Source organism: Rhodococcus sp. T7 (genome assembly GCF_009872365.1).
Lineage (GTDB): Bacteria > Actinomycetota > Actinomycetes > Mycobacteriales > Mycobacteriaceae > Rhodococcus_F.
In genome coordinates, this window is the sequence record NZ_WXYH01000382.1 from 1 (window position 1) to 22578 (window position 22578).

At 68.7% G+C, this 22578-nt stretch carries 22 protein-coding genes; 15 read left to right on the forward strand and 7 right to left on the reverse strand.

Translation table 11 applies throughout. The features are described from left to right. From MLGJGCBP_RS42165 to MLGJGCBP_RS42190, 6 genes are all read left to right on the forward strand, one after another. A partial coding sequence (locus MLGJGCBP_RS42165; protein WP_160103531.1) for an aminotransferase class III-fold pyridoxal phosphate-dependent enzyme occupies nucleotides 1–420 on the forward strand: 420 nt, incomplete at its 5' end. A gap of 331 nt (nucleotides 421–751) precedes the next feature. Beyond that, nucleotides 752–1588 carry a polysaccharide deacetylase family protein gene (locus MLGJGCBP_RS42170; protein ID WP_160103533.1) on the forward strand — a complete coding sequence of 279 codons (837 nt, stop codon included), beginning with the start codon at nucleotides 752–754 and terminating at the stop codon, nucleotides 1586–1588. Then, complete coding sequence (locus MLGJGCBP_RS42175; protein WP_160103535.1) at nucleotides 1585–3090, forward strand: C45 family autoproteolytic acyltransferase/hydolase; 1506 nt, start codon at nucleotides 1585–1587, stop codon at nucleotides 3088–3090. Before MLGJGCBP_RS42170 ends, MLGJGCBP_RS42175 begins: the two co-directional genes overlap by 4 nt. Beyond that, the gene (locus MLGJGCBP_RS42180) at nucleotides 3087–3857 is read left to right on the forward strand and encodes an SDR family NAD(P)-dependent oxidoreductase (RefSeq protein WP_160103537.1); all 771 of its coding nucleotides are present in this window, start codon (nucleotides 3087–3089) and stop codon (nucleotides 3855–3857) included. The genes MLGJGCBP_RS42175 and MLGJGCBP_RS42180 overlap by 4 nt, the downstream gene beginning before the upstream one ends. A 19-nt stretch (nucleotides 3858–3876) precedes the next feature. Continuing rightward, a complete protein-coding gene (locus tag MLGJGCBP_RS42185) occupies nucleotides 3877–4902 on the forward strand; it encodes an aromatic ring-hydroxylating oxygenase subunit alpha (protein ID WP_160103539.1) in 1026 nt (341 codons plus the stop codon). Continuing rightward, nucleotides 4883–5836, forward strand: coding sequence for a PDR/VanB family oxidoreductase (locus MLGJGCBP_RS42190; RefSeq protein WP_160103541.1), 954 nt, complete (start codon nucleotides 4883–4885; stop codon nucleotides 5834–5836). The genes MLGJGCBP_RS42185 and MLGJGCBP_RS42190 overlap by 20 nt, the downstream gene beginning before the upstream one ends. A 21-nt stretch (nucleotides 5837–5857) precedes the next feature. Here the strand turns inward: MLGJGCBP_RS42190 and pxpB are convergent, their stop codons facing one another. Then, nucleotides 5858–6478, reverse strand: a complete 621-nt coding sequence (pxpB, locus tag MLGJGCBP_RS42195; RefSeq protein WP_160103543.1) for a 5-oxoprolinase subunit PxpB — start codon at nucleotides 6476–6478, stop codon at nucleotides 5858–5860. After that, nucleotides 6478–7236, reverse strand: coding sequence for a LamB/YcsF family protein (locus MLGJGCBP_RS42200; protein WP_160103545.1), 759 nt, complete (start codon nucleotides 7234–7236; stop codon nucleotides 6478–6480). Before MLGJGCBP_RS42200 ends, pxpB begins: the two co-directional genes overlap by 1 nt. Nucleotides 7237–7365: 129 nt before the next feature. On the opposite strand from MLGJGCBP_RS42200, the gene MLGJGCBP_RS42205 reads away from it, so the two are divergent. From MLGJGCBP_RS42205 to MLGJGCBP_RS42225, 5 genes are read left to right on the forward strand one after another with little or no spacing between them, the layout of a single operon-like run. Next, nucleotides 7366–8547: a PPE domain-containing protein gene (locus MLGJGCBP_RS42205; protein ID WP_160103547.1), complete on the forward strand. Its 1182-nt coding sequence runs from the start codon at nucleotides 7366–7368 to the stop codon at nucleotides 8545–8547. Continuing rightward, nucleotides 8544–9305: an ESX secretion-associated protein EspG gene (locus MLGJGCBP_RS42210; RefSeq protein WP_160103549.1), complete on the forward strand. Its 762-nt coding sequence runs from the start codon at nucleotides 8544–8546 to the stop codon at nucleotides 9303–9305. Before MLGJGCBP_RS42205 ends, MLGJGCBP_RS42210 begins: the two co-directional genes overlap by 4 nt. Before the next feature lie 53 nt (nucleotides 9306–9358). Further along, nucleotides 9359–9772: a hypothetical protein gene (locus MLGJGCBP_RS42215; RefSeq protein WP_160103551.1), complete on the forward strand. Its 414-nt coding sequence runs from the start codon at nucleotides 9359–9361 to the stop codon at nucleotides 9770–9772. A 38-nt stretch (nucleotides 9773–9810) separates the two neighbouring features. Then, nucleotides 9811–10305 (forward strand): DUF3558 domain-containing protein, encoded by a 495-nt coding sequence (locus tag MLGJGCBP_RS42220; protein WP_160103553.1) that lies wholly within the window; start codon nucleotides 9811–9813, stop codon nucleotides 10303–10305. Nucleotides 10306–10337: 32 nt separating this feature from the next. After that, nucleotides 10338–10823, forward strand: coding sequence for a DUF3558 domain-containing protein (locus MLGJGCBP_RS42225; RefSeq protein ID WP_160103587.1), 486 nt, complete (start codon nucleotides 10338–10340; stop codon nucleotides 10821–10823). Between the two features lie 20 nt (nucleotides 10824–10843). On the opposite strand, the gene MLGJGCBP_RS42230 is transcribed toward MLGJGCBP_RS42225, so the two are convergent. The 3 genes from MLGJGCBP_RS42230 to MLGJGCBP_RS42240 are packed head-to-tail and all read right to left on the reverse strand — an operon-like array spanning nucleotide 10844 to nucleotide 13570. Further along, a complete protein-coding gene (locus tag MLGJGCBP_RS42230) occupies nucleotides 10844–11737 on the reverse strand; it encodes a metal ABC transporter permease (protein WP_072939481.1) in 894 nt (297 codons plus the stop codon). Beyond that, nucleotides 11734–12612, reverse strand: coding sequence for a metal ABC transporter ATP-binding protein (locus MLGJGCBP_RS42235; protein ID WP_160103555.1), 879 nt, complete (start codon nucleotides 12610–12612; stop codon nucleotides 11734–11736). Before MLGJGCBP_RS42235 ends, MLGJGCBP_RS42230 begins: the two co-directional genes overlap by 4 nt. 13 nt (nucleotides 12613–12625) lie before the next feature. Then, entirely contained in the window at nucleotides 12626–13570 is a 945-nt protein-coding gene (locus tag MLGJGCBP_RS42240; RefSeq protein ID WP_160103557.1) for a metal ABC transporter solute-binding protein, Zn/Mn family, read from the reverse strand. A 137-nt stretch (nucleotides 13571–13707) separates the two neighbouring features. On the opposite strand from MLGJGCBP_RS42240, the gene MLGJGCBP_RS42245 reads away from it, so the two are divergent. Next, the gene (locus MLGJGCBP_RS42245) at nucleotides 13708–14796 is read left to right on the forward strand and encodes a LacI family DNA-binding transcriptional regulator (protein WP_160103559.1); all 1089 of its coding nucleotides are present in this window, start codon (nucleotides 13708–13710) and stop codon (nucleotides 14794–14796) included. Between the two features lie 13 nt (nucleotides 14797–14809). On the opposite strand, the gene otsB is transcribed toward MLGJGCBP_RS42245, so the two are convergent. Further along, nucleotides 14810–17350, reverse strand: a complete 2541-nt coding sequence (gene otsB / locus MLGJGCBP_RS42250; RefSeq protein ID WP_160103561.1) for a trehalose-phosphatase — start codon at nucleotides 17348–17350, stop codon at nucleotides 14810–14812. Nucleotides 17351–17418: 68 nt separating this feature from the next. After that, entirely contained in the window at nucleotides 17419–18057 is a 639-nt protein-coding gene (kstR, locus tag MLGJGCBP_RS42255; RefSeq protein ID WP_005566090.1) for a cholesterol catabolism transcriptional regulator KstR, read from the reverse strand. Nucleotides 18058–18151: 94 nt separating this feature from the next. Here kstR and MLGJGCBP_RS42260 point away from each other — a divergent pair, with 94 nt between their 5' ends. The 3 genes from MLGJGCBP_RS42260 to MLGJGCBP_RS42270 all read left to right on the forward strand — a co-directional run bounded on the left by MLGJGCBP_RS42260 (nucleotide 18152) and on the right by MLGJGCBP_RS42270 (nucleotide 22574). After that, nucleotides 18152–20314 carry an acyl-CoA dehydrogenase gene (locus MLGJGCBP_RS42260; RefSeq protein ID WP_160103563.1) on the forward strand — a complete coding sequence of 721 codons (2163 nt, stop codon included), beginning with the start codon at nucleotides 18152–18154 and terminating at the stop codon, nucleotides 20312–20314. Between the two features lie 83 nt (nucleotides 20315–20397). After that, a complete protein-coding gene (locus MLGJGCBP_RS42265; RefSeq protein ID WP_160103565.1) occupies nucleotides 20398–21438 on the forward strand; it encodes an acyl-CoA dehydrogenase family protein in 1041 nt (346 codons plus the stop codon). Beyond that, nucleotides 21423–22574 carry an acyl-CoA dehydrogenase family protein gene (locus tag MLGJGCBP_RS42270; protein WP_160103567.1) on the forward strand — a complete coding sequence of 384 codons (1152 nt, stop codon included), beginning with the start codon at nucleotides 21423–21425 and terminating at the stop codon, nucleotides 22572–22574. Before MLGJGCBP_RS42265 ends, MLGJGCBP_RS42270 begins: the two co-directional genes overlap by 16 nt. The last annotated feature ends 4 nt before the right edge of the window (nucleotides 22575–22578 follow it).

A 22578-nucleotide genomic window follows, 5' to 3' on the forward strand; every position in this document is an offset into this window, starting at 1 on the left:
GGCTACACCTTCGGCGGGCACCCCGTCTCCGCGGCGGTGGCGCTGGCGAACCTGGACATCTTCGAACGCGAAGGCCTCAACGCCCACGTCGCGGAGCAGGCGCCGGCGTTTAGGGCCACCCTCGACAAACTCACCGATCTGCCGATGGTCGGGGACGTGCGCGGGGAGGGCTTCTTCTACGGCATCGAACTGGTCAAGGACAAGACCACCAAGGAGTCGTTCAGCGACGAGGAGGCCGAGCGGATCCTGCACGGGTTCCTCTCCACCGCCCTGTTCGACGCCGGCCTGTACTGCCGGGCCGACGACCGCGGCGACCCGGTCATCCAACTCGCACCCCCACTGATCTGCGGGCAAACCGAATTCGACGAAATCGAAAGCATCCTCCGCAGCGTCCTCACCGAAGCCTGGACCCTGCTGTAACGCAACGGGTCCCACGCCGGAAGGCGGCACCTCGACAACGGCGTCGAGGTGCCGCCTTCGTGTTTCCGGTGCGCCGCGCGCGCATCGCCCCGCTGCCTACGCGGCGCTGCGGGACGGTGAACCGCAGAGCGGCGACTGACGCTGCGCAATGCGCAGCAGGGGCGTCGGAGTTCGACGCAAAGTTTTAGTATTTCTGGGGTTGTGTGCCGGTTTGCGCGCTGTTAATGTGGTCTTCAACACGCAAAGCGTTGAATCAATCCGCATTGGATGCCGAAATGCGCAGCATCGAGTCACACCCGCCGCCGAAGCGGCGCAATCAGAGGAGCGCGTCTTGACGATTCAGGACTTTCCCACCGCAGACTGGCCGGGCAGCAAGGCTGCCGCAGTGTCGTTGACCTTCGACGTCGACGCGGAGGCCGGCTGGCTCGGGGAGGGCGACGAGTACGCGCGCCGTCTGACCATCCTGTCCGAGGGCCGCTACGGCGTCACGCGCGGAGTGCCGCGCATCCTCGACCTGCTCGGCCGCTACGACATCCCGGCCACGTTCTTCGTCCCCGGACACACCGCGCAGCACCATCCCGCGATGGTGGAGAGCCTGCTGGACGGGGGCCACGAGATCGGCCACCACGGACACCTGCACCTGCGCAGCGACAAGGTGAGCGAGCAGCAGCAGATCGACGAGATCGACAGGGGCCTCGAAGCTCTCGAGCGGCTCGGCGTCCCGCGGCCGCGGGGATACCGCTCCACGTCCTGGGAACTCACCCCCGAGACGTTCGGACTGCTCGTCGAACGCGGATTCCTCTACGACTCCAGTTGCATGGGCGACGACCGCCCGTACGTCGAGTCGTGGGACGGCCTCGAGATCCTCGAACTACCCGTCCACTGGTCGCTCGACGACTGGCCGCGCTTCGGCTGGAACATCGACGGGGGTGGAAACGTCGCCGACCCCGAAGAGCTGCGTCGTTGCTGGACAGCAGAATTCGAGTCGGCCCGCGCCGAACGCAGGCACACAAGTTTCACCATGCATCCCGAGGTCATCGGACGCCCCTACCGGCTCGCCCAGTTCGAGCAGGTGGTGGCGCACATGGCCGAATCCGGCGACGTGTGGTTCGCCCGCCTCGACGAGGTCGCCGAACTGGTGGCGCCGCGGCTGCGGGTGGCGTCGTGACGCGCCGGTTCCGGTCCACGCAGACCCGGCCGTGGGATCGAGGATATGAGTTCGGCAGCGTCCACGCGGAACAGGTCGGTGAATCCGTGGCGGCGTACCAGCGGTTGTTCGACCGCGCCGCCGGCTCGGCCGTCGACCTCGATCATTGGGGGACCCTCGCCCTCGAGCGGATCACGGCAGCCGCACCCGTGCTCGCCGACGAGATCGCCGGCATCGCGGAGGGCGCCGGTCTGCCGGTGACCGGGGTTGCGGCGATCAATGCGCGTACCGAAGTGCTTGCGGCAGTGGGCTCGACCACGCCGAGCGAGTGCTCGACGGTCGTCCGGCTCCGGGGCGGGGCGGCACCGGTTTCCGTGCAGGCATGGGACTGGTTCGCCGAACTCGCCGACCTGTGGCTGGTCTGGGAGATTCCGCACGACAACGGTCACCTGACCACCACCGTCACCGAATACGGCATCGTCGGCAAGATCGGCGTCAACGACCACGGCCTCGGCGTGCACTTCAACATCCTCCACCACACGAGGGACGGGAACGGGATCGGCGTCCCGGTGCACGTGCTCGCCCGCGCCGTGCTCGACGAGTCGCGCGACCTCAACCACGCGCTCGTCCGGCTCGCCCAGGCGGAGGTGTCCGCGTCGACGTCGCTGACGCTCGTCGCGAGCACCGGCGGTGAATCCGCTGCCGTGAGCGTCGAACTCAACCCCGGCGGAATCGGGTACGCCCTGCCGGACCCTGAGGGCCTCCTCGTCCACACCAACCATTTCCTCAGCAGTCCGGCGAACCTGCACGACAGGGAACTCCGGGACGGACCGGACACCGTGATCCGGTTCGACATGCTCCGCCGTCGACTGGCCGGCAGATCGGACGTCGACGCACCCGCGGTTGTCGAGGCGATGACGTCGCACCTGCTCGGCAGCGGAGCGACGTGCTGTCACGTCGATCCGGCGCTGCCGGCGTCGGCACGCTTCGAAACCCTCGCCACCGTCTCGCTCGACGTCGAGAACGGAACCCTGACCGCCCATTCCGGTGGGCCCTGCACCATTCCCGCCGATTTCGCGGCACCGACCAAGGAGAACACCGTGCTGAAACTGAAGCGCATCGACAACATGGACATCCTCACACGCGATGTCGACGCCCTGGTGGAGTTCTACCACGGCGTTCTCGGGCTCCCCTTCCACCTTCCGTACGAGAAGGACGAGGAGTGGGCGGCGATCGACATGGGCAACGTCACGCTGTACATCTTCAAATCCGAAGTGGGCGAACATGCGCCGCGCCGTACCGCGGTCAACCCCGACAACGCGCCCGGTTACGACTCGATCGCGTTCGAGGTCGACAGCCTCGACGAGGCCGAGGCCGCGCTCGACGGGCACGTCGAATGGGTCGACGAACGGATCCAGTGGAAGCACCCCAGCGGCACCTGGTACCAGTACCGCCCGTTCTTCGACCCCGACGGCAACATGCTGTACGTCACCGAGCCGCACATCGTGGGGGCCGGGGCATGAGTCTCACCGCGATTCCCGGTGTCCGGCTGGACGACCGCGTCGCACTGGTCACCGGCGCGGCCCGGGGGATGGGTGCCGCACACGCGCGCACCCTCGCGGCCCGCGGCGCCGACCTGATCATCGCCGACCTCGACGCCGCGGAACTGTCGGCGGTCGCCAAGGAGATCCGCGACAGCACCGGCCGCCGCGTCGAATGCCTCGAACTGGACGTCACCGCACCGGACGCCGGTGAGCGGGTCGTCGCCGTCGCGATCGACAACTTCGGTCGCCTCGACATCCTCGTCCACAACGCCGGCATCATGCACGACTGGAAGACCCTCGGCGACACGCCCGTCGAGAACCTGCGGCCCTACCTGGACGTCAACGTCCTCGGGCCGTACGCCGTCACCCGGGCCGCCGCGCCGCTCCTCGCCCGCAGCGAGGCGCCGCGCGTCATCTTCATCTCCTCGCAGTGGGGGCAGGTGCCGGACGGTCACTCCTACGGCTACATGGTGTCCAAGACCGCGCAACTCGGGCTGATGAAGGCCCTTGCCTCCGAACTCGTCTCGCAGAAGATCCTCGTCAACGCCGTCGCCCCGGGCGCGATCCACACCCGGATGGTCCCCGACGACGTCTACGCCGCAGAACTCGCCGCCGTCCCCCTCGGCCGTCTCGGCGACGCCCACGAAATCGCCGCGGCCGTCGCCTTCCTCGCCTCCGACGGAGCCGCCTTCATCACCGGTCAGACCCTCGCGGTCAACGGTGGAGCGCTCGTCGTCGGCGCCTGAACTCCCCGAAAGGACCCTCGTGACCACCTCGATCCCCACCCCGACCAAACGTGAACTGGCCGAAGCGTCGATGCGCCGCTCCTGGTTCCCCGTCGCGCGCCTCTGCGACCTCGACAAGCCCCAGACGGCCACACTTCTCGGCGTCAACCTGGTGATCTACCGCGACGGCGAGGGGCGGATCTCGGTGCAGTCCCGGCGCTGCCCGCACCGCGGCGGCGACCTGTCCATGGGCGACGTGCACCGGAATTCGATCGGCTGCCCCTACCACGGCTGGGAGTTCTCCAGCACCGACGGCAGCTGCAGCCGCATCCCGTCCCTGGCGGATCAGGGCAAGATCCCGCCGCGCGCCTCGATCGCCACCTACCCCGCGGTCGAACGGTTCGGCCACGTCTGGACGGTGCTCGAGGACCCGATCCGCGACATGTACGAGATCGAGGAGTGGCAGGGACTCGACCTCGAATGGCTTGCCGCCGACCCCATCGACTCGTCGGTCGGAGTCGGGGTGACGATCGAGAACTTCCGCGACGTCGCGCACTTCCCGTTCGTCCACAAGGTGTCGATGGGCCCGACCCCGGAAGTCGTCGAACCGCTGAACGTCAACCGGGACGGCCTCGACGTCTGGATGGACCGGCCCCTCGACGCCGGCTCCGGTGACTGGGCCAACGACGGAAACTGCATGATGCGGTACCGCTGCTCCGCGCCGGGTCTCGCGTCCATCACGTATCACTACGAGAAGCTGGGACGCCGCATCGTCGCCGGGTTCCCCTCACCGATCGACTACGAGCACGTCAAGATCTTCTGGGGCGTCGCCAACGAGGTCGGCTACCGGGGCGCGGACCTCGAGGAATGCCTGCGCGTCGAGGAGATGGTGTACCTCGAGGACATCCCGATCGTCGAATTCATCGAACCCCGAGAGATCCCCTGGGATTCGGAGTTCCAGGAATTCTCCGTGCCCGCCGATCTGTTCACCCTCAACTACCGGCGCTCGTTCACCGAACTGATGAACCGCGTCAAGGACGGCAGTCATGTCAACGAGTTCGTCTGATCCGCACACCCTTCGGTTGCGCGTGGTCGTAGCCCGCCGGGAAGCCGAGTCGATCACCTCCTACGAGTTCGCCCACCCGGACGGCGCCGCGCTGCCCGCCTGGGAACCGGGCGCCCACGTCGACGTGCACCTGCCGTCGGGCACGATCCGGCAGTACTCGCTGTGCGGCGACCCGGCGGACGCGTCGCGCTACCGCATCGCCGTCCTCGAACTGCCCGCAGGCCGGGGCGGTTCGGTGGAGGTCCATCGCGAGCTGCGTCCGGGCCGACTCGTCGAGATCGGCAGGCCACGCTCCAACTTCGCACTGGCAGAGGCGGACCGGTACGTCTTCGTGGCCGGCGGCATCGGCATCACCCCGATGCTGCCGATGATCCGCGAAGTGCAGCGGCGCGGTCGCACCTGGGAACTGGTGTACGGCGCCCGCACCACCGAGCACTTCGCATTCGTGAGCGAATTGGACCCGTCCGCGGTGCGGTTGGTGCCGCAGGACGCGCGCGGTCACCTCGATCTGGAGTCCGTCGTGGCGTCCTCGTCGGGGGCGGCGGTCTACTGCTGCGGGCCGACACCCCTCATGGACGCGCTGGTGGAACGGATGTCGCAGGCGGGTCGCGCCGGCGACCTCCACCTCGAACGGTTCGCGGCGGCGGCCCCCGTGGTCGAGTCGAGCGGAGAGTTCGAGGTCGAACTCGCCCGCAGCGAGAAGGTCGTCCCGGTGCGGCCCGACCAGACGGTGCTCGAGGCCGTCCGCGACGCCGGAATCGACCATCCGTCGTCCTGCGAGATGGGCATCTGCGGGTCCTGCGAGGTGAAGGTCCTCGGCGGCGACGTCGACCACCGCGACGACCTCCTCACCGAAAGCGAACGCGCGCAGTGCAACAGCATGATGATCTGCGTGTCCCGGGCGAGGGGACACCGCCTGGTCCTGGACCTGTGAGTACTTGTTAACCGCCCGACGTTAATAAGTACTCACGGGTGCGAAGCGCACCACCACGCCGGGTCGGAGCAGGGCAGGGGGAGTGCGCCCGGCATCCCAGATCGTCTCGTCGGTGGTCCCGATGAGCTGCCACCCGCCGGGCGAGCTGCGGGGATAGATTCCTGTGAACTCCCCACCGAGCGCCACGGTCCCGGCGGGGACGGAGGTCCGCGGCGTCGAGCGGCGCGGCACGTGCAATTCGGGTGCACCGCCGGTGAGGTACCCGAAACCGGGGGCGAAGCCGCAGAACGCCACCGTCCACGGTGTTCCGGTGTGTGCGGCGACGACGCGGTCGACACCGAGCCCGGTCAGTTCGGCCACGTCCTCGAGGTCGGGCCCGTCGTAGCGCACGGCGATCCGGACCTCCTCCGGGGCGTCCTCGGCGACAACCGCCGCCGGTTCCGTTTTCCGCACCCACCTGGCGACGCGGTCGCGACTGGTCGCGCCGTGGTCGAATCGCACCAGGATGGTGCGCGCCGCCGGTATCACCTCCCGGACACCGGGCGGCCGGGAGTCGTCGAGAGCACGGAAGTGCGCGAGCACGGTGCCCTGATCCTCGAACTCGGCGAGGATCGCGCTTTCTCCGACGTCGAGGATGCGCATCACACGAACGGCTCCACCGTGACGCCCTCGGCGTCGAGCAACGACCGGATGGCGGTGGCCATCTCGACCGCGGCGGGCGTATCGCCGTGGACGCAGACGGATTCGGCGGTGACCGCGAGGACGGTGCCGTCGACCGCTTCGACGGTGTGATCGACGACGAGTCTGCGGACCCGCTCCGCCACGACCGCCGGATCGTGCAGGACCGCGCCGTCAGTCCCGCGAGGGACCAGCGTTCCCTCCGGCGTGTACGCGCGGTCCGCGAACGCCTCGGTGACCGTCCGCAGTCCGGCCTTCTCGGCCTCCTCCAGGAACACCGAACCGGGCAGACCGAGAACGGGAAGCGTGTCGTCGTACGCGGTCACCGCCGCGACCACCGCGCGGGCCTGCTCACGGTGATGCACGATCGCGTTGTACAGCGCGCCGTGCGGTTTCACGTACGCCACCGCGGACCCGGAGACCTGGGCGAGACCGTCGAGGGCGCCGATCTGGTAGACGACGTCGGCTGTCAGATCACGCGGTGTGACGTCGATGAACCGGCGTCCGAACCCGGCGAGGTCGTGGTAGCCCACCTGCGCGCCGATCCGGACCGTCAACTCGGACGCCGCGGAACAACACGCCCACAGTGTCGCGGGATCACCCGCGTGGAAACCGCAGGCCACGTTGGCGCTGGTCACGAGCTTCAGCATCGCGACGTCGTCGCCGAGGGTCCAAGCACCGTAGCTCTCGCCGAGGTCGCTGTTCAGATCGATTGCCGGCACATATTCGATATTAGGGTTCCGAGGGCCGTCTTGTAGATTCTCTCGCGGGGGCGGGCGGAACCGGTGAGGGTCCTGCTGCGTCAGAACAATTGACCGTGTGTGGCGGACCGCGCCATCGGAGGGGGAAACGTGACCGACCCGGCATACATCAGGGATCCCGAGAACTTCCACTCGGACCAGTGGGACCACGCGAGGATTGCGAGCGCCGTCGCCGGCATGAACGTCGAGCACGTGAGCGGCATCGCGCGAGCCTGGACCGAACTCGGGACGACGGCCCACGACGCGATCGTCGAGTTCAGCGACGCGATCAAGAAGACGATCAGCGAGAGCTGGCAGGGGGTTGCCGCGTCGGCGGCCTACGCCGAGACCGAGCGGTACTCGACGTCCGCGCCGCAGGCACAGGATCAGCTCCACGGCGTGGCGGCGGCGCTGACCCCGCTGGCGGAGACGGTCGCGTCGCTGCGGTCGCAGGTTCCCGAAACCATCGGCACCGGACTGTGGGACAAGCTGACCCCCTGGGACACGGACACCGAGGACGAGTACTACCGGCGCGAGGGCGAAGCGCGCGAGAAGATGGCCACGATCTACAACCCGGGGCTCGCGACTTCGGACGGCAACGTCCCGTCGTTCACGAGACCGGAGAGCATTGTTGATGTTCCTTCGGGTCCGTCCGCTCCGGGCGTCGATTACTCGAGCGGCGCTCCCAGCTCGAGTGATCGGTTCGGGCGACCTAGCGCCGGGCAGCCGACTTCCGGCGCCGCACCCGACAGCGATGCATCCGCTGTGCCCGGTACTCCCGCAGCGGACGACACACCGCAGAATGCGGACACCGCGCCTTCGTCGGCCACCGTGCCGGCGTCGGCCACCGCGCCGGCGGTGACGACCCCGGCCTCGGTGACGGGTGATCAGGCAGCGCAGAGCCGATCGGCTGTGCCGCCGGGTGTCGATTCGTCCTCGGGTGCCGGCTCACGAGCCCCGGGTGCGGGTGCGGGTGGAGGTGCCGGAGCAGGCGGACTCGGCGTCGGCGGGCTGGGCAGCGCGAGCGGCGTCGGCGCCGGCAGTCGGGTGGGGGCAGGCGCCCGGCCGGGCTCAACACCCGGGATCGCGGGTGCTGCAACCGGTGGTCGCACCGGCGCCGGGATACGAGGCACCGGCCCGGGCGGCGGAATGATGGGCGGCGCCCCGGGGGCTGCCAAGGGCGGCGGCGAGGACAAGGAACACAAGACCCCCGACTACCTGATCACCCTCGACAACGGCAACGAGCTGATCGGCAAACTGCCCCTCGTTTCGCCGCCGGTGATCGGCGCATGAGGATGCGCAATTGGCGGCTGCGTCCCGAACTGTTCGACGCACTGTGGGCCGGCACCGGGCAGGACCGGATCCCGTACCCGTTCCGGATCGTGAGCGCACACCCCGGACTCAACGCCTATGTGGCAGAGCAGAACAGGATACGAGAAGCATTCGCGGGAGCCGAGCACGACGACGTGAAGTCGGCGTTGGGCGTGCTTGCCGAGCCCGAGGTGTATGTCGAAATCTCCGGCTCCACCGCCGACGAGACACCGATCCGCATCATCGGTGCGCAGCACCGGCAGTGGGTCGTGATTGCGTCACAACTACCTGGTCGGGCACCGCGGATCGGCGGCGACGTGGTGATCGGGGCCGGGCAGGCCGGAAAACTGGGCGCGCAACTGATCGGACTCATCCCGCAGAACGCCGCCGGCAGGCGCCGATTCCAGCGACGGAACGAAGAAGACGCCCACTTCTCCCAGGGAATCCTGCAGGAGGTCAACCGGGCGGCTCCCGTCCCGCGACTCGAATCCGCGGTGCAGAAGGGATACGTCGGCCGCGGCAAGATCCGAGTCTTCCGAGGCCCCCGCTACGGCACGGGCCGCGACGTCGGCGTCATGCAGTGGATCGACATTGCCGGCGACGGCCGCTACGTGATCGGCCCACACGATCCCGCCGCCGCGCACCCGGCAGGTCCCGACCAGCTCGTATCCTCGCTCGACACCCTGATCAGGGTGGGTACGACGCCTCGGGCAGGCTCGGTCGGTGCCCGCGGTTGGTAGATTGCCACGCGCCGGCGATTGCACAGGTGGGGACACAGGGAGGGGACAGAACCATGGCGGGACCAGAAGCACCGGAAGCCGGTTGGAAGGCTTTCACCGAAACGGTCGTCGGGGGCGGCCGGCTCGAACTCGACCCGGCAGGCATCGAGCGGTGCATCAAGCTGTGTGATGACCACGCGAAGGGGTGGGGAGACCTTGCGAGCCGGGCCCGCACAGAACTACGCGCGGTGGCCTTGGGAATCGGTGAGGCGGACATTGCGTCGGCAGCGGATATCGCTCGCAAGTTCGACGAGAAGGCTATTGGTGGCGAGGGAATTGATTTCGCAAACACTGCTGTGGGCCTGTTCAGGGCTCATCAAACGTATGCATTGGACATGAAGTCAATGTTCGAAGCGGTCTTGCGACGATATATGGAGCAGGATTCCGCGAACGCGGCTGCCCTCGGCGCGACGGGGGGAATGGCGTGAGAAAGAGTCGGTACCGAGTTGTGGCGAGCGTCTGCGCAATGGCCTCGCTGGGTGCCATAGCGGCGGCCTGTACGACTGATACTGAAGGCGACGCTGTGCACGAAGACACGCCAGTCATCACGTACCAACCATGCGATGGAATTCCGGCGGATGCCGTTGCCCAGGCTCGAATCGACGCCCAAGCGCCAGTGCGTGAGAACGATAAGAACCCGACCTCGAATTCGTGTCGATATTTGGATCGCGACCGCTACTACGGGGTCGTTGTCTCAGCGCGGGCGGAGACTGTTCAGGACATTGAGAAGAGCGGGCGATTTCAAGTCCTGAGTGTGACCCAGATCGCCGGGCATAGGACCCTGGTCTCAGATTTTCACGGCGGCAGTGCGTGCACGGTGTCGGTGGACATCAATCCGGGAATTCTGGAGTTCATGATCGGGTACAGCGAACTCGAGGATTTCAAGACAGCCGACGCTGCATGCGGTAGGACTCTCGAGGTTGCGAAGACTATTGCTCCGCACTTCCCTGACCACCTGTGAGGATTCGGGTTTCCTATACCGTGACAATCGCAATGGCGACAATTGTGGGGCTGAGTGGTTGCGCGGAATCACTCGGTCGGCCAGCCGAAGCGGTCGTTCCTGAGATCGCTTTCCACCCATGCGATGGGCTTCCCCATGAAGCAATCCAAGCGGCGAAGATCGATGTGCGCGCGGGGTCGCGTTTGTCGGACGAGCCAGCAAATCGTTCGTGTTCGTATCGATCGCGCAACCCTGACTACGGCGTCGTCATATCCGCGATTGCCGAAACGTTCACCAGCGTCGAGTCCAGCGACCGCTTCAACGTCCTGAGGGAGACCGAGATCGGTGGGCGGAGTGCGCTGGTGTCGGATTTTCGCGGTGGTAGTGCGTGCACGGTGTCGGTGGCGATTGAGCCTGGGATTTTGGAGTTCATGATCGGGTACAGCGAGTTGGAGGATTTCACGACCGTGGGTGCGGCGTGTGATCAGGCCACGAAGGTGGCGACGACGCTGGCGCCGTTTTTCCCCGACCACCTGTAGGCGGCTTGCATCGATCCGGCTCAGTGCGTGTGTGCGTGGGTGTGGGCGATGCGTCCGGCGTTTTTGCGTCGTGATGACCCGCTGAGTCGGCAGGCGAGGTAGATGACGAACGAGATCGTGGTGACGAAGCTGGACACGGGCACGCCGGGTGCGAGGGACAGCAGGATGCCGCCGACGGCGGCGAGTTCGGCGAACACGATCGACAGGATGGTCGCCTTGAGGGGGCTGGCGGTGACGTAGGCGGCGGCTGCGGCGGGGGTGATGAGCAGTGCCATCACCAGCAGTGCGCCGACGATCTGGACGCCGAGGGCGGCGGTGATGCCGACGAGGACGGCGAACACGATTGACAGGGCGCGCACGGGGACGCCGCGGGCTTCGGCGACGTCGGGGTCGGTGCTCGAGAACAGGAGGGGACGGTAGATCAGGCCGAGGACTCCGATGACGAGCACGGCGCAGAGGAGGAGCAACTGCAGGCCGCTGTCGCCGGGTGCGACGATTTGGCCGATCAGCAGCGAGAAACTGGTGCCGGTGCGTCCTTGGTACGACCAGATGAACAGCACGGACAATCCGAGCCCGAATGCCATGATCACGCCGATCACGGAGTCACGGTCGCGGGCCTTGGCGCCGAGCAGCCCGAAGAGGACGGCCGCGACCACGGAACCGGCGATGGCGCCTGCCCCGACGCTGACGCCGATGAGCAGGGCAGCGGATGCGCCGGTCAGGGACAGCTCGCTCGTGCCGTGCACGGCGAACGACATCTGCCTGCTCACGATCAGCGGCCCGATGGCTCCGGCGAGGAGGCCGAGGATGGCGCCCGCGATCAAGGCCTGCTGCACGAAGTCGTATTGCAGCAGGTCGACGGTGGCGGAGACGTCGAACATCCGTGACATGGCGTCGGTGAACTTGTTGCTCATGCGTGTCCCTCGTCCGTGTGGTGCACACCCTCGCCGGGGCGGAGGCCGCCCGCGCTGCCGAGTGCGTCGATGGCGTCGCCGGTGCCGATCACGACGAGGCGACCGCGCACGTGCAGCACCTCGACGTCGGTGCGGTACAGCTCGGACAGCACCTCCGACGTCATGACCTCTTCCGGTTTGCCGATGCGGAACTGGCCGTCGACGAGATAGAGCACGCGGTCGACGAGGGGGAGGATCGGGTTGATCTCGTGGGTGACGAAGAGGACTGCCGTGTCGTGGGTGCGGCGGCGCCGGTCGATGAGGCCGGACACGAGGTTCTGGTTGGCCAGGTCGAGGCTGAGCAGCGGTTCGTCGCACAGCAGCATCTGCGGGTTGCCGACGAGGGCCTGCGCGATCCGCAGTCGCTGCTGCTCACCGCCGGACATGGAACCGATCGGCGCGTCCGCGTAGTGCTGAGCGCCGACCTCGGCGATCGCCGCGTCGACGATGGCCCGGCGCCGACCTCGCCGGAGGAGACCGGTTCCCCACTGGTGGCCGTCGACGCCGAGCCCGACGAGGTCGCGGCCGCGGAGCGGCAACCCGTCGTCGAGCGACTTCTGCTGGGGGATGTACCCGACGTGCGAATTGCCCTTCCGCGCCGGGGTTCCGGCGATGCGCGCGGTGCCGGAGCTGAGTGCGAGCTGGCCGAGCAGCACCTTGAGCAGCGACGTCTTGCCCGACCCGTTGGGTCCGAGGACGGCGACGAATTCGCCGGGTTCCACGGTGAGGTCGAGGTCCTGCCAGAGCGTGCGTTCGCCGAAGGACAGTCGCGCCCCCGTCAATTCCAGTGCGGGGACGCGACCGTTGCCGGCGTTCTTCGAAGTGGGTTCTGTCACAAGCCGATCAGTTCTATTGCAGAGCCGCGGCAAGCGACTCGGCGGTGTTGGTCTGCCACTGAATGTAGTCCAGGCCTTCGGGCAGGGTTTCGGTCACCTCGACGACGGGGATGCCCGCCGACTCGGCCGTGGCGCGCACGTCCTGGGTGACCCGGTCCTGTGTCTGCACGTTGTAGACGAGGGCCTGCACCTGCTTGCCGGTGAGCAGTTGCCGCGTCGCGGCGATGGCGGCGGGTGCGGGGTCGTTGCCGTTCTCGATGGCGCTCGTGAAATCGGGCGGGGTGACGTCCTTCAGGCCCGCGGACTGGAGCAGGTAGTAGGCGATCGGTTCGGTCTGTGCGACGGGCGCGTCCTTGTGCGCTGCGGCGATGCCGTCGGTGATCGCGGAGATCTGCTCGAGCTGGCCGTGGAAGGCGGCGGCGTTGGCCTTGTAGGCGTCGGCGTTGCCGGGGTCGAGTTGGCCGAGCTTGTCGGCGATGGACTGCGCGGTGGCGTCGACGGTGTCGACATCGAACCAGACGTGTTCGTTGACGTCGCCGTGGTCGTGACCCTCGTGCGAGTCGCCGCCGTCCTCGCCCGCATGCGCGCCGCCCTCGAGGAGGTCGAACGCGTTGACCGTGAGCTGGTCGCTGTTGCCGGTGCCGATGATGTCGTCGACGAAGTGGTCGTACCCGCCGCCGTTGTAGACGATCAGCGACGCGTCGGTGAGCTTGGCGGCGTCGGTGGGGCTCGCCTCGAAGGAGTGCGGGTCGGATGACGGCTCGGTGATGATCGAGGTGACGTCCACCTTGTCGCCGGCGACGGCCTGGGCGACGCTGCCCCAGACGTTCGTCGACGCGACGACGGTCAGGGTGCCGTCGCCGGTCGTGTCGGAGCCGCACGCGGTGAGGGTGAGGGCCGCGGCGAACGACAGCCCGACGGCCGCCGTGGCGGCACGAAAACCGGAGGAAGCGCGCACAGAGAACTCCTGACACAACGAAGCGCTAAACGCTATTGGTAACCGTTACCGTTGCACTTTAGCGGATCGGTCCTGGTAGTGCACTTTCGGTGCAGCCCCGACGAGCCCGAACCCGCGCCAGGTACTAACGTCCCCCTATGCCCAGGTCTCGACAGCCACGTCGCCAAGCCACGCTGGCGTCGCTCGCGGCCGAGCTCAATATTTCGCGAACGACGGTGTCCAACGCATACAACCGGCCGGATCAACTCTCTGCCGAACTCCGCGACCGGGTGCTGCAGGCGGCGAAGCGCCGCGGCTACCCGGGCCCCGACCCGGTGGCCCGGTCGCTGCGTACCCGCAAGGCCGGGGCCGTGGGACTGTTGCTCACCGAGGCCCTCAGCTACTCCTTCCGCGACCCCGCCGCGATGAGCTTCCTGTCCGGGCTGGCCGAGTCGTGCGAGTCCGCGGGGCAGGGTCTGCTCCTGATCCCGGCGGGCCCGGGCCGGGAGGAGGCGGACGCCGCGGCGGTCGTGCAGCAGGCGGGTGTCGACGGGTTCGTCGTGTACTCGGTGGCGGACGACGACCCGTACCTCGCGGCGGTGTACGAGCGTCGCCTGCCGATGGTCGTGTGCGATCAGCCGCGGGAGATCCCGGGGGCGTCGCTCGTGGGCATCGACGACCGAGGCGCGATGCGCGGTCTCGCCGACTACCTGATCGGCCTCGGCCACCGGGACATCGGCGTGCTGAGCATGAGGCTGGGGCGCGACCGCTCGGACGGGGTCGCCGGCGCGGAGCGTTTGCGGTCGCCGAATTTCCACGTCCAGCGTGAACGCATCGAGGGCGTGCGCGATGCCATGTCCGACGCGGGCCTGGACCCCGCGACGCTCACCGTCATCGAGCGGTTCGAGCACACCGGGAAGTCGGGGCACGCCGGTGCCGCGCAGGCGCTCGGCGTGAATCCCCGGATCACCGCGCTCGTGTGCACCACCGACGTCCTCGCTCTCGGCGCGCTGGACTGGGCGCGCTGGCAGGGCATCGACGTGCCCGGTCAGCTGTCGGTCACCGGATTCGACGGCGTCGACGAAGCGCTGCGCGAGGGCCTGACCACGGTGCGGCAACCGCAGGAGGAGAAGGGTCGCAGGGCAGGCGCTCTGCTCATGTCGCCGTCGCACTCCGGGGTCGCGACCGTCGAGATGCTCGAGACGGAACTCCTCCGCGGTTCGACGGCCGGGCCAGCAAGACGCTGACCCGGCCTCCGGCTCAGGCCAGGAGCTGGGCGCAGCGCAGCAGGCCCAGGTGGCTGTACGCCTGGGGGTGGTTGCCCAGCGACCGCTCGGCGACGGGGTCGTACTCCTCGCTGAGTAGGCCGGTCGGTCCGGCGGCGTCGACCAGTTGCGCGAACAACGCCTCCGCCTGCGACCGCTGACCGACCAGCAGGTACGCCTCCACCAGCCAGGCCGCGCAGAGGTGGAACCCGCCCTCGGTGCCGGGCAGGCCGTCGTCGTGGTGGTACCGGTACACGGTGGACCCGCTGCGCAGTTCCGCCTCGGTGGCGGTGACGGTGGCCGCGAACTTCTCGTCCGACGGGTCGATCAACCCGGACAGTCCGATGAACAGGGTGGCAGCGTCGAGGTCGGTGCCGTCGTAGGCGGCGGTGAACGAGCGGACCTCGTCCTTCCAGCCCTTCTCGCGCACCTCCTCCGCGATCTTGTCGCGCAGCGATGTCCAGCCGGGTTCGACGTCGCGGCCGAAGTGTTCGGCGAGCGCCACCGCACGGTCGACCGTGACCCAGCCCATCACCTTGGAGTACACGTGGTGGCGCGGGTTGTCGCGGATCTCCCAGATGCCGTGGTCGGGTTCGAACCAGCGCCGTTCGACGGCTTCGACCATGGCGCAGACCAGTTCCCAGTCGCGGTCGTTGAGCGCCACCTCGACGCCCTGCTTCTCGCGGGCGTGGGAGAGGTCGTGGATGAGTTCGACGATGGGTCCGAACACGTCGAGTTGCACCTGCTGGTTGGCCGCGTTGCCGATGCGGACGGGACGCGAGCCCGCGTATCCGGGCAGCGAGTCGATGACAGCCTCGGGCGGCAGACCGCCACCGTGCAACGTGTAGAGGGGGTGCAGGCGTTCGGGGCCGGGCAGCGTCTCGAGCACGTCGTGCACCCAGTCCAGGTAGCCCTCGGCCTCACTGAGCGAACCGAGACTGACGAGCGCGGACGCGGTGAGCGCCGCGTCGCGCAGCCAGCAGTACCGGTAGTCCCAGTTGCGGACGCCGCCGATCTCCTCGGGCAGCGACGTGGTGGCGGCCGCCATGATCGCGCCGGAATCGACGTGCACCAGGCCGCGGAGAGTGAGCGCGGAACGCTTCATCAGGTCGGGTTTCAGCGTGGGCAGGGTGAGGCTCTTCGCCCAGTCCGACCAGTACGCTTCGGCCAGCGCGCGGCGTTCCGCCTCCGGGGTCTCGGAAGGCCCGAGGTCCTCGGTGCCGCAACGTAACTCCAGGACGACGTCGCCGCCGGACGGATCGACGACGGCATGCGCGGTCTGCTGATTGCCGTCGGAGGTGACGTTCCACTGCACGCCGGGGGAGCGCAGCACGATCGGCTCGTTGGTGCCGTGCACCCGCAGTCCCTCGCTGACCGCCTCGAGGATGACCTGGCCCTGGCCGAACTCGGGCCGCGGTGCGAACGTCACGACGGCGGCGGCCTGCCCGCTGATCACCCGGGTCAGGTCGGTGCGGCCCAGACGGACGTCGTGCGGCAGATAGTCGGTGACGGACAGGCTGGCCCACCGGGTCTGCACGGTCATCGTGCTGTCGATGTACCGCTGGCTCAGTGGCAGGGCGCTGCGGTGCGGGCCGACGCTGAAGTGGCCGGCCTCCGGCCCGCCCAGCAGGTGGGCGAAGACAGAAGCCGAGTCGGGTTCGGGATGACACAACCACGTGAGGGTCGCGTCGGGGGTGACCAGTGCGACGGTCCGCGGGCTGGCGAGCATGGTGAGGCGTTCGATCGGCGGTGCGTGCGCCCCGGACAGCCAGGTGCGGCGCTCCTCGAGCAGGAACGCGAGGGCGGCGGCGACGTCTTCGGTGCTCGACACCCGGAATTCGGCGAGGCTCTCGCCCGGGCCGACCTTCACGCCCAGGTCGGGGCCCTGGAGACGCGCGAACGCCTTCTCGTCGGTGACGTCGTCGCCGACGAACACGGCCGCGGTCGCGCCGTCCTGGTGGCGGATCAGGTCGAGGGCGTGGCCCTTGTCGGTGGCGACGACGGCCAGTTCGATGACGGACTTGCCCTCGGTGACCTGCACGCCCACCCGCTGTCCGGCGTCGCCGCGCACCGCGGCCAGGGCCTGGGCGCCTTCCTCGGCGTCGGCGTTGCGGACGTGCAGGGCGACGCTCGCCGGCTTCGCCTCCACGGACGTGCCGGCGTGCAGGGCGGAGATCCGCCTGAGTTCCTCGGTGATCTCGCCGAGAAGTTTCTTGGCGTCGGCGTCGATCGCGTGGATGAACCCGATGTCGAATTCCGAGCCGTGGCTACCGACGAGTTGAACCTCGGCGGGCAACCGCGACAGCGCGGCGAGGTCTTTGAGCGCCCGGCCCGAGATCACGGCCGCCGTGGTGCCGGCGAGGCTGGCCAGGGCGCGGAGAGCGCGCACCGATTCGGCGTGGGGAAACGCCTTTTCGGGATCGGAGACGATGGGAGCCATCGTGCCGTCGTAATCGGACGCGACGAGCAGACGAGGGGTCCGCGCCACCCGGGAGAGGGCACGACGAAGTTCGATGGGCAGATCATGGGCGCTCACACGTTCAAATCTAGGGGATGCGACGGATGTGAGCGCGTTCTCGGCCGGGGCTGTGCCCCGATCGCGTCCTATTCGGGTCTGCGGCTCCCGTCACCGAGCAGCAGTTCGACGGTGAGTTCGAGCCGATTCGCGACATCCGTCGCAGACGAGCGGCGTGTGAGCCAGGCCACCAGGTTCGACAGCCACACGTCGGAGATGACGCGGGCGACGGCCAACTGGTCCTCGGTGGGTTCGGTGTCCGTCATCGCGCGGGCGAACAGCCGGTCCATCAGCTTGCCCACCTGATCGACCTCGGCGGCGGCGGACGCGTCGGCGAACATGAACGCGCGCGTCATGGCCTCGGTCAGCAGCGGGTCGCGCTGCATGGCCCGGGTGATCTGGCTGAGGATCAGCTGCATCCGCTCGAGCGGGTTCCGGCCCGGCGGGTTCTTTCCGCGGGAGTCGATCCGCTCGAACTCGCGGGCGAGCGCCGACACCAGCAGGTGCACCTTGGACGGGAAGTAGCGGTACAGCGTTCCCACGGCGACGTCGGCGCGTTCGGCCACGGCCCGCATCTGCACGGCTTCGTATCCGCCCTTGGACGCCAGGGCCAGGGTCGCGTCGAGGATCCGCTTGCGCCGTTCCTTCTGCGCGTTGGAACTGAGATCGTCCTCGCCCAGCGTCGCCGCAGCGACCGTCGTGGACCGTGATCGAGAGCTGGTCGTCATTACCTGTTTTCCTTCGCGCCTTGACTCATGGCCAGGTGTCATATTAGAACACGTTCTAGACGAATGTGTCATTCAGGAGAGGCGGATACCCGTTGTGACTATCGCCACCACCGAGGAACAGAAGGCTGCAGCGGGTGCGATCCAGGCTTGGGCGCGGTCGACGGACCCGCTGGTCACAGTACGGCAAGGACCAGCAGATTCGTGGCGCACCTCGTGGCAGTCGTTCTCTTCGCTCGGAATTTTCTCGGTCGCCGTGCCCGAAGAGGTCGGTGGGTCGGGAGCGGAGATCGTCGATCTCGCCGCGATGCTCGAACAGGCCGCGACCGAACTCGTGCCGGGTCCTGTTCTCTCCACCGCACTGGCCGCTCTCGTCGTCGGGCGCAGCTCCGGCGCCGCCGCGAAACGGTGGTCCGAGGACCTCGCCGACGGCGCGATGCCGTGCGCGGTGGCTCTCGGCAACTCCCCGGTGAACGCGACGCTCGGGGCCGACGGCGGGTTGACGGTGACCGGCGACGCCGGATTCGCGATCGGCGGCGACACGGGCGTGTCCGTGCTGCTGCCTGCCGACACGGGCGAGGAGGTCGTGTGGTGCCTGGTCGACGGTGAATCCGACGGCTTGACCGTCACGGTCGCCGACACGATCGACAAGAGCCGTCCGCTCGCGCGGGTGCGGTGCGACGGGGTGGCGGTGGCGGCCGACCGCGTGGTCACGGGGGTGCGGGACGGGCTGGTGCCCGACCTCGCCGCGACCCTGGCCGCCGCGGAGGCGTCCGGCGTCGCGGCCTGGTGTCTGCGAACGGCGTTGGAGTACGCCAAGATTCGCGAGCAGTTCGGCAAACCGATCGGGTCGTTCCAGGCGATCAAGCACCTGTGCGCGGAGATGCTGTGCCGCGTCGAACAGTCCGGGGCCGCGGCGTGGGACGCGGCCGTGGCGGCGGAGGACGCGTGGAATGCGGACGGCGGCGAACTCCCGGTCGCGGCCGCGGTGGCGGCGACGATCACGCTCGACGCCGCCGTCGAGACCGCCAAGGACTGCATCCAGGTGCTCGGCGGCATCGGCTTCACGTGGGAGCACGACGCCCACTTCTATCTGCGCCGGGCGACGTCGCTGCGGCAGCTGCTCGGCGGCTCCGCCCGCTGGCGGTCGCGGGTCACGGAACTGACCCGGGCCGGCGCCCGCAGGCACCTGTCGATCGATCTGACAGGCCTGGACGACGAGCGGGCACGGATCCACGCCGACATCGCGGAGTTGGTGGCCCGGCCGGAGTCGGAGCGACGCGCGGCCCTGGCCGAGTCGGGCTACCTGGCGCCGCACTGGCCCGCGCCCTACGGGCGAGGTGCGCGCGCCGCGGAGCAGATCCTGATCGAGGAGGAACTGGCGGCCGCCGGGGTCGGCAGACCCGACCTCGTGATCGGCTGGTGGGCCGTGCCGACCATCCTCGAGCACGGCAGCGCCGAGCAGATCGAGCGTTTCGCCACCCCGACGCTGCGCGGCGAGATCATCTGGTGCCAGCTGTTCAGCGAACCCGGCGCCGGCTCCGACCTCGCGGCGCTGCGGACGTCGGCCGAGAAGGTGGACGGCGGGTGGCGGCTGCACGGTCAGAAGGTGTGGACGTCGAGGGCGCAGGAGGCGGACTGGGCGATCTGCCTGGCCCGCACCGATCGGGAGGCGTCCAAACACAAGGGCATCAGCTACTTCCTCGTCGACATGACGAGCCCCGGCATCACCATCTCGCCGCTGCGCGAGATCACCGGCGACGCCCTGTTCAACGAGGTGTATCTCGAGGACGTGTTCGTGCCCGACGATCTGGTGGTCGGGAATCTCGGCGACGGCTGGAAGCTGGCCCGCACCACGCTGGCGAACGAGCGGGTCGCGATGGGCGGGGGCTCCTCGCTCGGTGCGGCGATGGAGGAACTGCTCGCACTCGCGGGCGACGGCGACCCGGTCACCGACGACACGCTCGGCCTGCTCATCGGCAACGCGCTCGTCGGTTCGCAACTCGAACTGCGCACCACCCTCCGGCAACTGGACGGCCAGGACCCCGGGCCCGAATCGAGCGTCCGCAAGCTGGTGGGCGTCCGTCAACGGCAGGCGGTCGCGGAATTCGCGATGGAACTCGGCGGCACGGACGGCTGGGTGGAGGGTTCGCTCGCGCGTGAATTCCTGAACACCCGGTGCCTGTCCATCGCGGGCGGAACGACGCAGATCCTGTTGACCGTGGCGGCCGAGCGGATTCTCGGGCTGCCGCGCGGCTGAGCCGGGTCGCTCACGGCCTTCCGTGGGGTCCGGGATGGTGATACAACTAGAACACGTTCTAAATCGAAAGTGGGATTGTCAGCGTGGACTTCACTCGAGACGAAACCCAGGAGGCCGTGGCCCAGGTCGCGGCCGGACTACTGGCCCGCGACCTCGGCGGCGACGCCCTCTGGGCGGCCTTCGCCGACGCCGACCTGCTGACCCTCGCGCTGCCGGAACGTCTCGGCGGTGAAGGGCTCTCGGTCACCGACGTGGGTGCGCTGCTCACCGAGGTCGGGCGGAAGGCGGCGCAGGTCCCGGCCCTCGCGACGCTCGGCTTCGGGGTTCTGCCCATCGTCGCGCTGGGCGACGACGCGCAACAGGACGCTTTGCTCACCGGTCTCGCCGACGGTCGCACGTTCACCGCGGCGCTCGCCGAACCCGGGGCGCAGTTCCCGGCACGGCCGTCGGTGACGGCGGTCGCGGACGGCGACGGCCACTCCGTCACCGGGCGCGTGCTCGCCGTCCCGTACGCCGAGCAGGCGCACCGGATCCTGGTGCCGACGGATGCCGGGGTGGTGCTGGTGGATCCGGCGGCGGACGGCGTCACGCTCACACCGACGCCCACGGCATCGGGCAGTCCCGAATTCGCGGTCACGTTCGACCGGGCGCGGGGCGAACTGCTCGCGGCCGGCGACGACGCAGTGCAGACGCTGTACCGGATCGCGCTCGCGTCGATCGGGGCTGTGGCCGACGGACTGCTCTCCGGTGCAACGGTTCTGGCGGGCGAGCACCTGGCCACCCGGCACCAGTTCGGCAAACCGCTCGCGACGTTCCAGGCCGTCTCGCAGCAGATCGCCGACGTCTACGTCACGTCCCGCACCCTCCACGTGTCGGCGCTCGCGGCGTCGTGGCGGGTGTCCGAGGGCCTGGACGCACAGGACGATCTGGACGTGATGGCCTACTGGATCGCCGCCGAGGTGCCCGCCGCGATGCAGGTGCTGCACCACCTGCACGGTGGCATCGGCGTCGACGTGACGTACCCGCTGCACCGCTACTACTCGACCGCCAAAGACCTGGCCCGCCTCGTCGGCGGCGCCTCGTACCGACTAGACCTCGTGGGGGCCCGGTGTTCATCGATCTGACCGACGAGCAGCGGGAGCTGCAAGCGGAACTCCGGCGCTACTTCTCCGGGCTGATCTCCCCGGCCGAGGCGGAGGTGATGCGCACCGAGCGCCACGGCGCCACCTACCGCGAGGTCATCCGCCGGATGGGCAAGGACGGCTGGCTCGGGGTGGGCTGGCCGGTGGAGTTCGGCGGCCGCGGTTTCGGTGAGATCGAGCAGCAGATCTTCGTGAACGAGGCTGTGCGTGCCGATGTTCCGTTGCCGTCGGTGACGCTGCAGACGGTCGGGCCGACGCTGCAGACCTACGGCACCGAGGAACAGAAGCACAAGTTCCTGCCCGCGATCCTGGCGGGTGAGGTGCACTTCGCGATCGGCTACACCGAACCCGAGGCGGGTACCGACCTGGCGGCGCTTCGGACCACCGCCACCCGGGTGGGGGACGAGTACATCGTCAACGGCCAGAAGATCTTCACCACCGGCGGCCACGACGCCGACTACCTGTGGCTCGCCGTCCGCACCGGTTCGCCCGACTCGCGGCACCGCGGCATCTCCATCCTGATCATGGACACCAAGGACCCCGGCTACAGCTGGACACCGATCATCACGTGCGACGGCGCCCACCACGTCAACGCCACGTACTACTCCGACGTCCGGGTGCCCGCGAACATGCTGGTGGGCGAGGAGAATCAGGGCTGGCGCCTGATCACCACCCAGCTCAACCACGAACGCGTCATGCTCGGGCCCGCCGGCCGGGTCGGGGGTCTCTACGACCGCATCCGCAACTGGGCGGCCGCGCACGACCTGCTCGGCGAACCGGACGTCCGGCGGGTGCTCGGCGAGATCCACGCGACGTGCCGCCTCAACGAACTCCTCAACTGGCAGGTGGCATCCAGTGAGTCGGACGCCGTCGACATCGCCGACGCGTCCGCGACGAAAGTGTTCGCCACCGAACGCATTCAGCGCATCGGCCGGCTCGCGGAGGAGATCGTCGGACGTTACGGCGACCCGTCCGAGCCGGAGACCGCCGACCTCGTGACGTGGCTCGACATGCAGGTGAAGCGCAACCTCGTCATCACGTTCGGCGGCGGGGTCAACGAGGTGATGCGCGAACTGATCGCGACAGCCGGCCTGAAACTTCCCCGAGTCCCGCGATAGGAGC

What these genes read in the sequence shown, in the direction of transcription:
- MLGJGCBP_RS42180 (WP_160103537.1), top strand. Translation starts at nt 3,087, where the DNA reads ATGAGTCTCACCGCGATTCCCGGTGTCCGGCTGGACGACCGCGTCGCA.
- MLGJGCBP_RS42220 (WP_160103553.1), top strand. Translation starts at nt 9,811, where the DNA reads ATGGCCTCGCTGGGTGCCATAGCGGCGGCCTGTACGACTGATACTGAA.
- MLGJGCBP_RS42215 (WP_160103551.1), top strand. Translation starts at nt 9,359, where the DNA reads ATGGCGGGACCAGAAGCACCGGAAGCCGGTTGGAAGGCTTTCACCGAA.
- MLGJGCBP_RS42230 (WP_072939481.1), bottom strand. Translation starts at nt 11,737, where the DNA reads ATGAGCAACAAGTTCACCGACGCCATGTCACGGATGTTCGACGTCTCC.
- MLGJGCBP_RS42245 (WP_160103559.1), top strand. Translation starts at nt 13,708, where the DNA reads ATGCCCAGGTCTCGACAGCCACGTCGCCAAGCCACGCTGGCGTCGCTC.
- pxpB (WP_160103543.1), bottom strand. Translation starts at nt 6,478, where the DNA reads ATGCGCATCCTCGACGTCGGAGAAAGCGCGATCCTCGCCGAGTTCGAG.
- MLGJGCBP_RS42190 (WP_160103541.1), top strand. Translation starts at nt 4,883, where the DNA reads ATGTCAACGAGTTCGTCTGATCCGCACACCCTTCGGTTGCGCGTGGTC.
- kstR (WP_005566090.1), bottom strand. Translation starts at nt 18,057, where the DNA reads ATGACGACCAGCTCTCGATCACGGTCCACGACGGTCGCTGCGGCGACG.
- MLGJGCBP_RS42210 (WP_160103549.1), top strand. Translation starts at nt 8,544, where the DNA reads ATGAGGATGCGCAATTGGCGGCTGCGTCCCGAACTGTTCGACGCACTG.
- MLGJGCBP_RS42225 (WP_160103587.1), top strand. Translation starts at nt 10,338, where the DNA reads ATGGCGACAATTGTGGGGCTGAGTGGTTGCGCGGAATCACTCGGTCGG.